Source organism: Halopseudomonas formosensis, from assembly GCF_900115905.1.
Classification (GTDB): Bacteria; Pseudomonadota; Gammaproteobacteria; order Pseudomonadales; family Pseudomonadaceae; genus Halopseudomonas; species Halopseudomonas formosensis.
Window position 1 is genome coordinate 1 of record NZ_FOYD01000020.1, and the last position, 15,497, is coordinate 15,497.

General features: G+C 59.6%; 13 protein-coding genes and 1 tRNA gene. All 14 read left to right on the top strand.

Annotated elements, in window-relative coordinates:
* Positions 1 to 105 (top strand): EF-Tu C-terminal domain-related protein (locus BM046_RS15850; RefSeq protein ID WP_456236162.1); only part of this gene is annotated, 105 nt, incomplete at its 5' end.
* A 57-nt stretch (positions 106 to 162) separates the two neighbouring features.
* Positions 163 to 238 (top strand) — tRNA-Trp (locus BM046_RS15855).
* 37 nt (positions 239 to 275) lie between these two features.
* On the top strand, positions 276 to 644 hold the full coding sequence (gene secE, locus BM046_RS15860; RefSeq protein ID WP_090541327.1) for a preprotein translocase subunit SecE: 369 nt from the start codon (positions 276 to 278) through the stop codon (positions 642 to 644).
* Between the two features lie 9 nt (positions 645 to 653).
* Positions 654 to 1,187: a transcription termination/antitermination protein NusG gene (gene nusG, locus BM046_RS15865; protein WP_090541330.1), complete on the top strand. Its 534-nt coding sequence runs from the start codon at positions 654 to 656 to the stop codon at positions 1,185 to 1,187.
* Between the two features lie 114 nt (positions 1,188 to 1,301).
* Entirely contained in the window at positions 1,302 to 1,733 is a 432-nt protein-coding gene (rplK, locus tag BM046_RS15870) for a 50S ribosomal protein L11 (protein WP_090541333.1), read from the top strand.
* Positions 1,733 to 2,428 (top strand): 50S ribosomal protein L1, encoded by a 696-nt coding sequence (gene rplA / locus BM046_RS15875; RefSeq protein ID WP_090541336.1) that lies wholly within the window; start codon positions 1,733 to 1,735, stop codon positions 2,426 to 2,428. Before rplK ends, rplA begins: the two co-directional genes overlap by 1 nt.
* Positions 2,429 to 2,629: 201 nt before the next feature.
* On the top strand, positions 2,630 to 3,130 hold the full coding sequence (rplJ, locus tag BM046_RS15880) for a 50S ribosomal protein L10 (RefSeq protein ID WP_090541339.1): 501 nt from the start codon (positions 2,630 to 2,632) through the stop codon (positions 3,128 to 3,130).
* 81 nt (positions 3,131 to 3,211) lie between these two features.
* Positions 3,212 to 3,583 (top strand): 50S ribosomal protein L7/L12, encoded by a 372-nt coding sequence (gene rplL, locus BM046_RS15885; RefSeq protein WP_090541345.1) that lies wholly within the window; start codon positions 3,212 to 3,214, stop codon positions 3,581 to 3,583.
* 206 nt (positions 3,584 to 3,789) lie between these two features.
* Positions 3,790 to 7,860: a DNA-directed RNA polymerase subunit beta gene (rpoB, locus tag BM046_RS15890; RefSeq protein WP_090541348.1), complete on the top strand. Its 4,071-nt coding sequence runs from the start codon at positions 3,790 to 3,792 to the stop codon at positions 7,858 to 7,860.
* Between the two features lie 67 nt (positions 7,861 to 7,927).
* Complete coding sequence (gene rpoC / locus BM046_RS15895) at positions 7,928 to 12,127, top strand: DNA-directed RNA polymerase subunit beta' (RefSeq protein WP_090541351.1); 4,200 nt, start codon at positions 7,928 to 7,930, stop codon at positions 12,125 to 12,127.
* A gap of 145 nt (positions 12,128 to 12,272) precedes the next feature.
* Positions 12,273 to 12,644 carry a 30S ribosomal protein S12 gene (gene rpsL / locus BM046_RS15900; protein WP_036993737.1) on the top strand — a complete coding sequence of 124 codons (372 nt, stop codon included), beginning with the start codon at positions 12,273 to 12,275 and terminating at the stop codon, positions 12,642 to 12,644.
* Between the two features lie 100 nt (positions 12,645 to 12,744).
* The gene (gene rpsG / locus BM046_RS15905; RefSeq protein ID WP_090541354.1) at positions 12,745 to 13,218 is read left to right on the top strand and encodes a 30S ribosomal protein S7; all 474 of its coding nucleotides are present in this window, start codon (positions 12,745 to 12,747) and stop codon (positions 13,216 to 13,218) included.
* Between the two features lie 21 nt (positions 13,219 to 13,239).
* Positions 13,240 to 15,342 (top strand): elongation factor G, encoded by a 2,103-nt coding sequence (gene fusA, locus BM046_RS15910; RefSeq protein WP_090541357.1) that lies wholly within the window; start codon positions 13,240 to 13,242, stop codon positions 15,340 to 15,342.
* Positions 15,343 to 15,375: 33 nt separating this feature from the next.
* A partial coding sequence (locus BM046_RS15915; protein WP_235818306.1) for a GTP-binding protein occupies positions 15,376 to 15,497 on the top strand: 122 nt, incomplete at its 3' end.

Sequence of the window (15,497 nt, forward strand, 5' to 3'; positions counted from 1 at the left end):
GTTACCCTGATCGCTCCGATCGCCATGGAAGAAGGTCTGCGCTTCGCTATCCGCGAAGGCGGCCGTACCGTTGGCGCCGGCGTGGTTGCCAAGATCATCGCTTAATTAGTGATTGATCTTGCTCTGTTGAGCCGGTATCATTGCCGGCTCAACTGCGATTACAGGCCAGTAGCTCAATTGGCAGAGCGGCGGTCTCCAAAACCGCAGGTTGGGGGTTCGATTCCCTCCTGGCCTGCCAGATTATCTGGCAAAGACAAAACAGGATAGTACGATAGATGAGCACCAGGGCAGAAACTCACGACAGCCGCTTGGACGTTCTTAAGTGGATCGTTGTGGCGGTAATCGTTTTTGTCGGCGTAGCTGGTAACCATTATTTCGCAGCTGAATCTGTTTTGTATCGTGCCGTAGCGCTGGTCGCGCTCGGCCTGGTCGCGGGCTTCGTGGCCCTGCAGACCGCCAAAGGCAAGGCCTTCTGGTCCCTGCTCAAGGAAGCGCGTATTGAGATACGCAAGGTCGTCTGGCCAACCCGTACGGAAACCACTCAAACAACCCTGATCGTTGTGGCGGTCGTGCTGATCATGGCCCTGATCCTCTGGGGGCTTGATACCCTGCTGGGTTGGATTATTTCTATGTTCATTGGCTAAAGGTGTTCCGTGTCCAAGCGTTGGTACGTCATACATGCCTACTCCGGGTTTGAAAAGCACGTAATGCGCTCGCTGCAGGAGCGTATCAAGCTGGCCGGAATGGAAGACCAGTTTGGTGAGATCCTGGTGCCCACCGAAGAAGTGGTGGAAATGCGCAGCGGACAGAAGCGCAAGAGTGAACGCAAGTTCTTCCCGGGTTATGTGCTGGTGCAGATGGAAATGAACGAAGGCACCTGGCACCTGGTCAAGGATACTCCTCGCGTGCTCGGCTTCATCGGTGGCACTGCCGACAAGCCTGCCCCCATTACCGATCGCGAAGCCGAAGCCATCCTGCGTCGCGTTGCCGACGGCAGCGACAAGCCCAAGCCCAAGACGCTGTTCGAGCCGGGTGAAGTGGTTCGCGTCATTGACGGTCCCTTCGCCGATTTCAACGGTGTTGTAGAAGAAGTGAATTATGAGAAGAGCCGTGTTCAGGTGGCTGTTCTCATTTTCGGTCGCCCCACGCCTGTGGAGCTCGAATTCGGCCAGGTAGAAAAAGGCTGAGTTCATTCGCCCGCCTGAACCCTGCAATGCCTGAAGGCAGTGCGGGGTTTTGTTGTCGGTGGGCAATACATTAACGGGGAGCCGCAAGGCGCTAGCACCCAATGGAGAAAACTGATGGCAAAGAAGATTCAGGCTTATATCAAGCTGCAAGTCAAGGCCGGCCAGGCTAACCCGAGTCCGCCGGTAGGCCCGGCTCTGGGCCAGCACGGCGTCAACATCATGGAATTCTGCAAAGCGTTCAACGCCAAGACCCAGGGCGTAGAGCCGGGTCTGCCGACTCCCGTGATCATCACCGTATACAGCGACCGCAGCTTCACTTTTGAAACCAAGAGTACTCCCGCTGCCGTTCTGCTGATGAAGGCCGCAGGCGTGAAGGGCGGTTCCGCTCGTCCGAACAGCCAGAAAGTGGGTACCGTTACCCGCGCTCAGCTGGAAGAGATCGCCAAGACCAAGCAGGCTGATCTGACCGCTGCCGATCTGGAAGCAGCTGTACGCACCATCGCGGGTTCCGCCCGTAGCATGGGTCTGACCGTGGAGGGTGTGTAATGGCCAAGCTGACCAAGCGCCAGAAGGCGATCAAAGAGAAAGTCGACAGCACCAAGGTGTACAGCTTCGAAGAGGCCGCCCAGCTGCTGACCGAGCTGTCCAATGTCAAGTTCGTCGAATCCGTGGATGTGGCTGTCAACCTCGGTGTTGACCCGCGCAAGTCCGACCAGGTTGTACGTGGCGCTACCCTGCTGCCCCACGGCACCGGCAAGACCGTTCGCGTTGCCGTATTCACCCAGGGTGCCAACGCCGAAGCCGCACTGGCTGCCGGTGCTGACAAGGTCGGCATGGACGACCTGGCTGCCGAAATGAAGGCCGGTGATCTGAACTACGACGTGGTCATTGCTTCCCCCGACGCCATGCGCGTTGTCGGCCAGCTGGGCCAGGTACTGGGTCCCCGCGGCCTGATGCCGAACCCGAAAGTCGGTACCGTTGCCGCTGACGTGGCTACCGCCGTGAAGAACGCCAAGGCTGGTCAGGTGCGCTACCGTACCGACAAGAACGGCATCATTCACTGCTCCGTAGGCAAGGTCGGTTTCGAGCCGGTCAAGCTGAAGGAGAACGTCGAAGCTCTGCTGGCTGACCTGAAGAAAGCCAAGCCGTCCACCTCCAAGGGTGTCTACCTGCAGCGCGTATCCCTGAGCACCACCATGGGCCCGGGTCTGCAAGTTGATCATGCTTCGCTGAATATCTGATGTATCGGCGCGTCGCCTGCGGCGCGCCAACTATTGGGGTCCCTGCCAGTTGGGGGCTATCCAAGACCGTAGGTGATGTGAGTCTTAAATCGGGAATCATCCCGGACCTACGCAGATGGTGCTCAAGATTCAGTGCAGGCTGGATCAGACACCAAAACATATCGCCTCTGGCGATTAATGGTAAATCCAGGAGTAGAACCCGTGGCAATCAAGCTCGAAGACAAAAAGGCCATCGTCGCTGAAGTCAACGAAGCTGCCAAAGGTGCGCTGTCTGCCGTTGTGGCTGATGCCCGCGGTGTAGGCGTAGCTGCCATGACTGGTCTGCGCAAAGACGCTCGCGAAGCTGGCGTGTACGTACGTGTCGTACGTAACACCCTGCTGCGTCGTGCTGTTGAAGGTACCGAATACGAGTGCCTGAACGACGTCTTTGTCGGTCCGACTCTGATCGCGTTTTCCAATGAGCATCCGGGCGCCGCTGCCCGCCTGTTCAAGGAATTCGCCAAGAGCCAGGACAAGTTCCAGATCAAGGCAGCCGCGTTTGAAGGCAATTACCTTGCAGCTGACCAGATCGACAAGCTGGCTTCTCTGCCGACTTACGACGAAGCAATCGCACAGCTGATGAGCGTTATCCAAGGCGCCACCAGCAAGTTCGTTCGTACGCTGGCTGCAGTCCGCGATCAGAAGGAAGCCGAAGCTGCCTGATAGGCTGCCCACTGCTTTCGTCGTTTGCTTTTAATGTTTTGATGCCCCAAGGGGTGTCCCCCAATACAGGAATATAGAGTCATGGCTCTGACCAACGAAGATATCATCAACGCAGTATCCGAAATGTCCGTCATGCAGGTCGTTGAACTGATCGCCGCCATGGAAGAGAAGTTCGGCGTTTCCGCCGCCGCTGCTGTTGTAGCTGGCCCGGCTGCTGGCGGTGCTGCCGCTGCTGAAGAGCAGACCGAGTTCAACATCGTTCTGGCTGCCGCCGGCGACAAGAAAGTGAACGTCATCAAGGCCGTTCGCGAACTGACCGGTCTGGGTCTGAAAGAAGCCAAGGCCCTGGTAGACGGCGCTCCGTCCACCGTGAAGGAAGGCGTATCCAAGGAAGAAGCCGAAGCCGCGAAGAAGTCGCTGGAAGAGGCTGGTGCAACGGTCGAGCTCAAGTAAGCTTGCGCGACCTTGCATCGACAGTCTGATCGATGATCGGATTGATGGCTGGTGGCCTGTGAGCCACCGGCCTTTTTCCGTTGCAGCCCCGCGGGGCTGCAACGGATTCCACTCCAGGCGAGTGCGCAAGACCAGGTCTTGCAAGCATTTTCAGGCTTCCCCGTCGGGGGAGCCACTCAAGCAGGTGACCAAGCTGGGGAACGCTGATGGCTTACTCATACACTGAGAAAAAACGTATCCGCAAGGACTTTGGCAAACTGCCGCATGTGATGGACGTGCCCTATCTGCTGGCGATCCAGCTGGATTCCTACCGGGAATTCCTGCAGGCCGATGCGGACAAGGACAGCGTTCGTGATATCGGTCTGCACGCGGCCTTCAAATCTGTTTTCCCCATTATCAGCTATTCCGGTAATGCGGCGCTCGAGTATGTCGGTTACCGGCTGGGTGAGCCGGCTTTCGACGTCAAGGAATGTGTGCTGCGTGGCGTGACCTATGCGGTTCCGCTGCGCGTTAAAGTGCGCCTGATCATCTTTGATCGTGAATCTGCCAGCAAGGCGATCAAGGACATCAAGGAGCAGGAAGTCTACATGGGTGAAATACCCCTGATGACCGAGAACGGTACCTTCGTGATCAATGGTACCGAGCGTGTGATCGTTTCCCAGCTGCACCGCAGCCCGGGTGTGTTCTTCGACCACGACCGTGGCAAGACACACAGCTCCGGCAAGCTGCTGTATTCCGCCCGCGTGATTCCCTACCGCGGCTCCTGGCTGGACTTCGAGTTCGATCCCAAGGATGCGGTCTTCGTCCGTATCGACCGCCGCCGCAAGCTGCCGGCGACCGTGCTGCTGCGCGCTCTGGGTTATCAGGCCGAGGAAATTCTGGATATCTTCTACGACACCAACAAGTTCCAGGTGCACGGCGAGACCCTGCAACTGGAGCTGGTGCCGCAGCGCCTGCGTGGCGAGATCGCCACCTTCGATATCACCGATGGCAAGGGCAAGGTGATCGTCGAGAAAGGCCGTCGTATCACTGCACGACACATCAACCAGCTGGAGAAAGCCGGCGTTTCCAGCCTCGAAGTGCCCTTCGACTATCTGATCGGCCGTACCATCGCCAAGCCGGTCGTGCATCCGGCCACCGGTGAAATCCTGGTCGAATGCAACACCGAAATCAGCGCCGAACTGATCGAGAAGCTGATCAAGGCAGGTGTCACCCATCTGGAGACCCTGTACACCAACGATATCGACTGCGGTCCCTTCATCTCCGACACCCTGCGTATCGATACCACCACCAGCCAGCTCGATGCGCTGGTGGAGATCTATCGCATGATGCGTCCCGGCGAGCCGCCGACCAAGGATGCCGCTGAAACCCTGTTCAACAACCTGTTCTTCAGCAGCGACCGCTACGACCTGTCCGCCGTCGGCCGCATGAAGTTCAACCGCCGTATCGGTCGCGAAGAGATCGAAGGCCCTGGCGTGCTGAGCAAGGAAGACATCATCGAGGTGCTCAAGACCCTGGTCGACATCCGTAACGGCAAGGGCGTGGTCGACGACATCGATCACCTGGGTAACCGTCGTATCCGCTCCGTTGGCGAAATGGCCGAGAACCAGTTCCGCGTGGGCCTGGTGCGCGTTGAGCGGGCGGTCAAGGAGCGGCTGTCCATGGCCGAGAGCGAAGGCCTGATGCCCCAGGACCTGATCAACGCCAAACCGGTGGCAGCGGCAGTCAAGGAGTTCTTCGGTTCCAGCCAGCTGTCCCAGTTCATGGACCAGAACAACCCGCTGTCGGAGGTCACCCACAAGCGCCGCGTCTCCGCGCTCGGGCCGGGTGGTCTGACCCGTGAACGTGCCGGCTTCGAGGTGCGTGACGTACACCCGACCCACTATGGTCGCGTCTGCCCGATCGAGACCCCTGAAGGACCGAACATCGGTCTGATCAACTCCCTGGCCACCTACGCCCGGACCAACGAGTACGGCTTCCTCGAAAGCCCCTACCGTCGCGTCAAGGACACCGTGGTAACCGACGAGATCGTGTTCCTGTCGGCGATCGAAGAAGCCGATCACGTCATCGCCCAGGCCAGCGCGGAAGTGCGTGATGGCAAGCTGGTTGAAGAGCTGGTCGCCGTCCGCCACATGAACGAGTTCAGCGTCAAGGCGCCCGAAGAAGTCACCCTGATGGACGTGTCCCCCCGTCAGGTGGTCTCCGTGGCCGCTTCGCTGATTCCCTTCCTCGAGCACGACGATGCCAACCGCGCCCTCATGGGGTCGAACATGCAGCGTCAGGCCGTACCCACTCTGCGCGCCGAGAAGCCGCTGGTCGGTACCGGCATGGAGCGCAACGTGGCCCAGGACTCCGGGGTCTGTGTTGCTGCCCGTCGCGGCGGGGTAGTGGACTCGGTAGACGCCAGTCGTATCGTTATCCGCGTCAATGATGACGAGGTGGAAGCGGGCGAGGCTGGTGTGGATATCTACACCCTGACCAAGTACACCCGTTCCAACCAGAACACCTGCATCAACCAGCGGCCGCTGGTGAAGAAAGGTGACGTGATTGCTGCCCGCGACATCCTGGCTGATGGTTCCTCCGTGGACATGGGCGAGCTGGCCCTGGGTCAGAACATGCGCGTGGCCTTCATGCCATGGAACGGCTACAACTTCGAGGACTCCATCCTCATCTCCGAGCGCGTGGTACAGGAAGACCGTTTCACCACCATCCACATCCAGGAACTGACCTGCGTGTCCCGCGACACCAAGCTGGGGCCGGAGGAGATCACCTCCGATATTCCCAACGTCGGTGAAGCGGCGCTGGGCAAGCTGGATGAGGCCGGTATCGTCTATGTTGGTGCCGAGGTCGGCCCCGGCGACATCCTGGTCGGCAAGGTCACGCCCAAGGGCGAAACCCAGCTGACTCCGGAGGAGAAGCTGCTGCGCGCGATCTTCGGTGAGAAGGCCTCCGACGTGAAGGACACCTCCCTGCGTGTGCCCACCGGCACCAAGGGTACCGTCATCGACGTCCAGGTGTTCACCCGTGATGGCGTGGAACGCGACAGCCGTGCCCTGGCCATCGAGAAACAGCAGCTCGACGAGATCCGCAAGGACCTGCAGGAAGAGTTCCGCATCGTTGAAACCGCCGCTTTCGAGCGTCTGTCCGCGGCCCTGATCGGTCACACCGTTGAAGGTGGTGCCGGCGTGAAGAAGGGCACAGTGCTGACCGCCGAGATCCTCGAGGGCATCGAGCGCGGCCAGTGGTTCAAGCTGCGCATGAGCGAGGACAACCTCAACGAACAGCTGGAGCGCACCCAGGCCTACCTGGTTGACCGTCGCAAGCTGCTCGACGAGAAGTTCGAGGACAAGAAGCGCAAGCTGCAGCAGGGCGATGACCTGGCTCCGGGCGTGCTGAAGATCGTCAAGGTCTACCTGGCTATCAAGCGCCGCATCCAGCCCGGTGACAAGATGGCCGGCCGTCATGGTAACAAGGGTGTCATCTCGGTCATCATGCCGGTGGAAGACATGCCTTACGACGAGAACGGCGTGCCGGTGGACATCGTGCTCAACCCGCTGGGCGTACCTTCACGGATGAACGTCGGTCAGATCCTCGAGACCCATCTGGGTCTGGCAGCCAAGGGCCTGGGGGAGAAGATCAACCGCATGCTCGACGAGCAGCGCAAGGTCTCCGAGCTGCGCGAGTTCCTCGACGAGGTGTACAACAAGGTGGGCGGTCGTCAGGAAAACCTTGACGCCCTCAGCGACAGCGAGATCATCGAGCTGGCGAACAACCTGCGCAGCGGTGTGCCCATGGCGACCCCGGTGTTCGATGGTGCCGAAGAGCACGAGATCAAGCACATGCTGCGTCTGGCGGACCTGCCGGACAGCGGTCAGATGACCCTGTACGACGGCCGTACCGGCAACCCCTTCGACCGGCCGGTGACTGTGGGCTACATGTACATGCTCAAGCTGAACCACCTGGTCGACGACAAGATGCACGCCCGTTCGACCGGTTCCTACAGTCTGGTCACACAGCAGCCGCTGGGTGGTAAGGCTCAGTTCGGCGGTCAGCGCTTCGGGGAGATGGAGGTCTGGGCACTGGAAGCCTACGGTGCCGCCTACACCCTGCAGGAGATGCTGACTGTGAAGTCGGATGACGTGAACGGCCGTACCAAGATGTACAAGAACATCGTGGACGGCGACCATCGCATGGAGGCCGGCATGCCCGAGTCCTTCAACGTGCTGGTCAAGGAAATCCGTTCTCTGGCCATCGATATCGACCTGGAATCCGAATAACCACCGACTGCCCACGTCTCGGGCGGTGCGATCCGCCGCCCTTGAGACACTGCGAGGAGTATAGGCCTTGAAAGACTTACTGAACCTGCTCAAGTCCCAGGGACAGATTGAAGAGTTCGATTCCATCCGGATCGGACTGGCATCGCCGGAAATGATCCGGTCCTGGTCGTATGGCGAAGTCAAGAAGCCGGAGACCATCAACTACCGTACCTTCAAGCCGGAGCGCGACGGCCTGTTCTGCGCCAAGATCTTCGGACCGGTGAAGGACTACGAGTGCCTGTGCGGCAAGTACAAGCGCCTCAAGCACCGTGGCGTGATCTGTGAGAAGTGCGGTGTGGAAGTGGCGCTGGCCAAGGTCCGCCGCGAGCGCATGGGCCACATCGAGCTGGCCTCGCCGGTTGCCCACATCTGGTTCCTGAAGTCACTGCCGTCCCGTATCGGCCTGCTGCTGGACATGACCCTGCGTGATATCGAGCGCGTGCTCTACTTCGAAAGCTATGTGGTGATCGAGCCCGGTCTGACCACGCTGGAGAAGGGTCAGCTGCTGAACGACGAGCAGTACTTCGAAGCCCTGGAAGAATTCGGTGACGAGTTCGACGCCCGCATGGGTGCCGAAGCCGTGTTCCAGCTGCTCAGCGGTCTGGATCTGGACCACGAGATCAGCCGTCTGCGTGAAGAAATCCCGCAGACCACTTCGGAAACCAAGATCAAGAAGCTGTCCAAGCGTCTGAAGCTGATGGAAGCCTTCCAGAGCTCCGGCAACAAGCCCGAGTGGATGGTCATGACCGTTCTGCCGGTATTGCCGCCGGACCTGCGACCGCTGGTGCCCCTGGACGGTGGCCGCTTTGCCACTTCCGATCTGAACGATCTGTATCGCCGGGTCATCAACCGCAACAACCGCCTCAAGCGCCTGCTGGATCTGGCTGCGCCGGACATCATCGTGCGCAACGAAAAGCGCATGCTGCAGGAATCCGTCGACGCACTGCTGGACAACGGCCGTCGCGGCCGTGCCATCACCGGCACCAACAAGCGCCCGCTGAAGTCCCTGGCCGACATGATCAAGGGCAAGCAGGGTCGCTTCCGTCAGAACCTGCTGGGCAAGCGCGTGGACTACTCCGGTCGCTCGGTGATCGTGGTGGGTCCGACCCTGCGTCTGCACCAGTGCGGTCTGCCCAAGAAGATGGCCCTGGAGCTGTTCAAGCCGTTCATCTTCGGCAAGCTGGAGCACCGCGGCCTGGCCACCACCATCAAGGCGGCCAAGAAGATGGTCGAGCGCGAACTGCCGGAGGTGTGGGACATCCTCGCCGAGGTCATCCGCGAACACCCGGTACTGCTCAACCGTGCGCCGACACTGCACCGTCTCGGTATCCAGGCCTTTGAGCCCGTGCTAATCGAAGGCAAGGCCATCCAGCTGCACCCGCTGGTCTGTGCCGCGTACAACGCCGACTTCGACGGTGACCAGATGGCCGTCCACGTTCCGCTGACCCTCGAGGCCCAGCTGGAAGCCCGTGCGCTGATGATGTCGACCAACAACATCCTGTCGCCCGCCAGCGGTGAGCCGATCATCGTGCCGTCCCAGGACGTGGTACTGGGTCTGTACTACATGACCCGCTCCCTGGTGAACGCCAAGGGTGAAGGCATGGCCTTCAGCAGCATCAGCGAAGTGGAGATGGCCTACCGTACCGGCCAGCTGGCCCTGCATGCGATGATCAAGGTGCGCATCACCGAGACCGTCATCGACAAAGAGGGCAACTCCACCACCGAAACCCGTCTGGTCGAGACTACGACCGGCCGCGCGCTGCTATTCCAGATCCTGCCCAAGGGGCTGCCGTTCTCCCTGGTCGACCAGCCGCTGCGCAAGAAGGCGATTTCCAAGCTGATCAACACCAGCTACCGCGTGGTGGGTCTGAAGGAAACCGTGATCTTCGCCGACCAGCTGATGTACACCGGTTTTGCCTACTCCACCATCTCCGGTGCCTCCATCGGTGTGAACGACTTCGAGATCCCGGAAGAGAAGGCCGAGATCATCGAGCGCGCCACCGCCGAAGTGAAGGAAATCGAGGATCAGTACGCCTCCGGTCTGGTAACCGCCGGTGAGAAGTACAACAAGGTGATCGACCTGTGGTCCCGCGCCAACGACGAGATCTCCAAGGCCATGATGGAGAACCTCAAGGTCGACCGCATCAAGGATCGTGAAGGCAACGAGATCGCCCACGAATCCTTCAACTCCATGTACATGATGGCCGACTCCGGTGCCCGGGGTTCCGCTGCACAGATCCGCCAGCTGGCGGGTATGCGGGGCCTGATGGCCAAGCCGGACGGCTCCATCATCGAGACGCCGATCATCGCGAACTTCCGTGAAGGTCTGAACGTACTGCAGTACTTCATCTCGACCCACGGTGCCCGTAAGGGTCTGGCCGATACCGCACTGAAGACCGCGAACTCCGGTTACCTGACCCGTCGTCTGGTTGACGTGGCCCAGGACCTGGTGATCACCGAGGTCGACTGTGGCACCGACCAGGGTCTGGTCATGAAGCCGCATATCGAAGGCGGTGATATCGTCGAGCCGCTGGGCGAGCGCGTACTGGGCCGGGTTGCCGCCCAGGATGTTCTCAAGCCGGGCACGGAAGAAGTCATTCTGGCCGCCGGTACCCTGATCGACGAGAAGCTGGTCGACTTCCTCGAGACCAACAGTGTCGATGAGGTCATCGTGCGTTCGCCGATCACCTGCGAGACCCGCTACGGCGTGTGCTCCACCTGCTATGGTCGCGACCTGGCTCGTGGTCACCTGATCAACATCGGTGAGGCGGTGGGTGTTATCGCTGCCCAGTCCATCGGTGAGCCGGGTACCCAGCTGACCATGCGTACCTTCCACATCGGTGGTGCCGCCAGCCGGACCGCCGCTCAGGACAGCATCCAGGTCAAGAGCGCCGGTACCATCCGCCTGAGCAACCTCAAGCACGTGACCCGTGATGACGGCGCGCTGGTAGCGGTATCCCGTTCCGGTGAGCTGGCACTGGCCGACGAGTTCGGTCGTGAGCGCGAGCGTTACAAGCTGCCCTACGGTGCGGTCATCTTGATCCATGAAGGTGAACAGGTGCAGGCCGGTCAGGTCGTGGCCAAGTGGGACCCGCACACCCACCCGATCGTTACCGAGATCGCCGGTACCGTCCAGTTCGTCGGCATGGAAGAGGGCATCACCATCCGACGTCAGACCGACGAGCTGACCGGTCTGAGCAACATCGAGGTGATGGCCGTTCACGAGCGTCCGTCCGCAGGTAAGGACATCCGTCCGACCATCAAGCTGATCGGCTCCGATGGCAAGGAACTTATGCTGCCGGGCACCGATGTGCCGGCGCAGTACTTCCTGCCGGAGAAGACCCAGGTCAACCTGTCCGACGGTGCCGAAGTGAACATCGGTGACGTGATCGCGCGTATTCCGCGTGAAACCTCCAAGACCCGGGACATCACCGGTGGTCTGCCGCGTGTGGCCGACCTGTTCGAGGCGCGTCGTCCGAAAGAGCCGGCAATCCTGGCGGAAATCAGCGGAACGATTTCCTTCGGCAAGGAAACCAAGGGCAAGCGTCGTCTGGTGATCACGCCCACCGATGGCAGCGATCCGTACGAGGAGCTGATTCCGAAGTGGCGTCACCTGAACGTGTTCGAGGGTGAACAGGTCACCAAGGGTGAGGTCATCTCCGATGGTCCGAGCAACCCGCACGATATCCTGCGTCTGCTGGGTGTCAGCGAGCTGGCCAAGTACATCGTCAACGAGATTCAGGATGTGTACCGCCTGCAGGGTGTGAAGATCAACGACAAGCACATCGAAGTGACCATCCGTCAGATGCTGCGCAAGGTTGAGATCACCGAGTCCGGTGACTCCAGCTTCATCAAGGGTGACCAGGTCGAGCTGACCCAGGTACTGGAAGAGAATGAAGCCCTGATTGCCCAGGACAAGTTCCCGGCCAAGTACGAGCGGGTACTGCTGGGTATCACCAAGGCGTCGCTGTCCACCGAGTCCTTCATTTCCGCGGCCTCCTTCCAGGAGACCACCCGCGTGCTGACCGAGGCTGCCGTCACCGGCAAGCGCGACCATCTGCGCGGTCTGAAGGAAAACGTGGTCGTCGGTCGTCTGATTCCGGCCGGTACCGGCCTGGCCTACCACGCCGAGCGCAAGCGTCAGCGCATGGCTGACAAGCCGACCAAGGTGAGCGCCAGTGAAGTCGAACAGGCGCTGTCCGATGCGCTGAACTTCAGCGGCAACTGATCCAGGTTGCCCGTCGCCCTGCGCGGCGGGCGGCTTGACGCTCGGGTATGGGATCTATAGAATTCCGTACCCCTAAAATAGGCGGGGCGTTTCGCCCTGCCGTTTTATTTAATATGTCCCAGGGACATCTATGGAGTTTTGCTAGATGGCAACAATCAACCAGCTGGTTCAAAAGCCGCGCAAGCGTGTTGCTGAAAAAAGCGACGTGCCCGCGCTGCAGAACTGCCCGCAGCGTCGTGGAGTATGTACTCGCGTATATACCACCACGCCGAAAAAGCCGAACTCGGCTCTGCGTAAGGTCTGCCGCGTACGCCTGACCAACGGCTTTGAAGTTTCTTCCTATATCGGTGGTGAAGGCCACAACCTGCAGGAGCACAGCGTCGTTCTGATTCGCGGCGGCCGTGTAAAGGACCTGCCGGGTGTGCGCTACCACACTGTTCGCGGCTCTCTGGATACCTCCGGTGTGAAAGACCGCAAGCAGGGTCGTTCCAAGTACGGCGCCAAGCGTCCGAAGTAAGTTTTTGAATTCTTTTAACCTGAGTCGATAAGAGTAAGGTCAGGCGTAACACAAGTGTTTCAGTCCTGAGCTAACCTGAAGACCGTTTTGAGGGCTTATCATGCCAAGACGTCGTGTAGCGGCAAAACGTGAGATCCTGCCAGAACCTAAGTATGGCAGCCAGATTCTCGCCAAATTCATGAACCATGTAATGGAAAGCGGCAAGAAATCCACCGCTGAGCGTATCGTGTACGGTGCACTGGACAAAGTGAAAGAGCGCACCAAGACTGATAATCCGGTTGAAGTGTTCGAGAAAGCACTGGATGCCATCGCTCCGCTGGTCGAGGTCAAATCCCGCCGTGTAGGTGGTGCCACCTACCAGGTTCCGGTTGAAGTGCGTCCCTCCCGCCGCAATGCTCTGGCAATGCGCTGGCTGGTAGATGCTGCCCGTAAGCGTGGCGAGAAATCGATGGATCTGCGTCTTGCCGGCGAACTCCTTGATGCAGCCGAAGGCAAAGGCGCAGCGGTTCGGAAGCGTGAAGACGTGCACCGTATGGCTGAAGCCAACAAGGCCTTCTCACACTATCGCTTCTAAACAACGACTCAGGAGACTATCGTGGCTCGTACAACCCCGATCAATCTGTACCGAAATATCGGTATTTGTGCGCACGTCGATGCGGGCAAAACCACAACCACGGAACGGATCCTGTATTACACTGGCGTGAACCACAAGATGGGCGAGACCCATGACGGCGCCAGTACCACTGACTGGATGGCCCAGGAGCAGGAGCGCGGTATTACCATTACCTCCGCTGCCGTTACCGCCTTCTGGCAGGGTTCGCAGAAGCAGTACAAGAAACATCGCATCAACGTTATCGACACCCCCGGCCACGTTGACTTCACCATTGAAGTAGAGCGTTCCCTGCGCGTGCTGGACGGCGCCGTGGTGGTGTTCTGTGGCACTTCGGGTGTAGAGCCGCAGTCCGAGACCGTATGGCGTCAGGCCAACAAGTACGGCGTACCGCGTATCGTTTATGTGAACAAGCTGGACCGTCAGGGGGCCAACTTCCTGCGCGTGGTCGAGCAGATCAAAAAGCGCCTGGGTCACACCCCGGTGCCGCTGCAGCTGCCCATCGGCTCCGAAGAGAACTTCGTCGGTCAGGTCGATCTGCTGCGCATGAAGGCCATCTACTGGAACGATGACGATCTGGGCATGACCTTCCGCGAGGAAGAGATTCCCGAGGACATGGCCGAGCTGGCTCAGCAGTACCGTGAAAATCTGGTCGAGTCCGCCGCCGAAGCCAACGAAGAGCTGATGAACAAGTACCTGGAAGAGGGCGACCTGTCTCTGGAAGAGATCAAGGCCGGCCTGCGTCAGCGTACTCTGGCCAGCGAGATCGTCCCGGCTGTCTGTGGCTCCTCGTTCAAGAACAAGGGTGTGCCGCTGGTGCTGGACGCGGTGATCGACTTTTTGCCGGCTCCGGACGAAGTTGAGGCCATCAAGGGTGTCAGCCCCGACAGCGATGAGATCACTGATCAGCGTATTTCCAGTGATGACGAGCCGTTCGCTGCTCTGGCGTTCAAGATCGCTACCGACCCCTTCGTCGGTACCCTGACCTTCGTCCGCGTGTACTCCGGTGTGCTGAGCTCCGGTGACTCTGTGCTCAACTCGGTCAAGGGCAAGAAAGAGCGCGTCGGCCGTATGGTTCAGATGCAGGCCAACAGCCGCGAAGAGATCAAGGAGCTGCGCGCTGGTGACATCGCCGCCCTGATCGGCATGAAGGACGTGACTACCGGTGACACCCTGTGTGACATCGAGAAGCCCATCGTTCTGGAGCGCATGGATTTCCCCGAGCCGGTTATCCACGTAGCGGTCGAGCCGAAAACCAAGGCTGACCAGGAGAAGATGGGTGTCGCTCTGAGCAGGCTGGCTCAGGAAGACCCCTCTTTCCGCGTGCGCACCGACGAAGAGTCCGGTCAGACCATCATCGGTGGTATGGGTGAGCTGCACCTGGACATCATCGTTGACCGCATGAAGCGCGAATTCAACGTCGAGGCCAACATCGGCAAGCCCCAGGTGGCCTACCGTGAAGCTATCCGCAACACCTGCGAGATCGAAGGCAAGTTCGTTCGTCAGTCCGGTGGTCGCGGTCAGTTCGGTCACGTCTGGATCCGCTTCGAGCCGGCCGAAGAAGGCGTCGAAGGCCTGGTGTTCGCCAGCGAAGTGGTTGGTGGTGTGGTACCCAAGGAATACATTCCTGCGGTACAGAAGGGCATTGATGAGCAGATGAAGAACGGTGTTCTCGCCGGTTACCCGCTGCTCAGCCTCAAGGCAACCATCTTTGATGGTTCTTATCATGATGTCGACTCGAGCGAAATGGCGTTCAAGATCGCCGCTTCCATGGCCACCAAGCAGCTGGCCCAGAAAGGCGGTGCCGTTCTGCTCGAGCCGATCATGAAAGTTGAAGTAGTGACCCCTGAGGACTACATGGGTGACGTGATGGGTGACCTCAACCGTCGTCGTGGTCTGGTTCAGGGTATGGAAGACTCTCCCTCCGGGAAGGTCATCCGCGCTGAGGTTCCGCTGGGTGAGATGTTTGGTTACGCCACGGATGTACGCTCCATGTCCCAGGGACGTGCCAGCTACTCCATGGAGTTCTCCAAATACGCCGAGGCTCCCTCGAACATCGTTGACGCTATCATCAAGAAGCAAGGCTGATTGCTTCCTGGCTAATTGAAGAGGTTACTAATCGTGGCAAAAGAAAAGTTTGAACGCAGTAAACCGCACCTGAACGTGGGCACCATCGGTCACGTTGACCACGGCAAGACCACTCTGACCGCAGCCCTGACCCGCGTCTGCGCCGAAGTATTCGG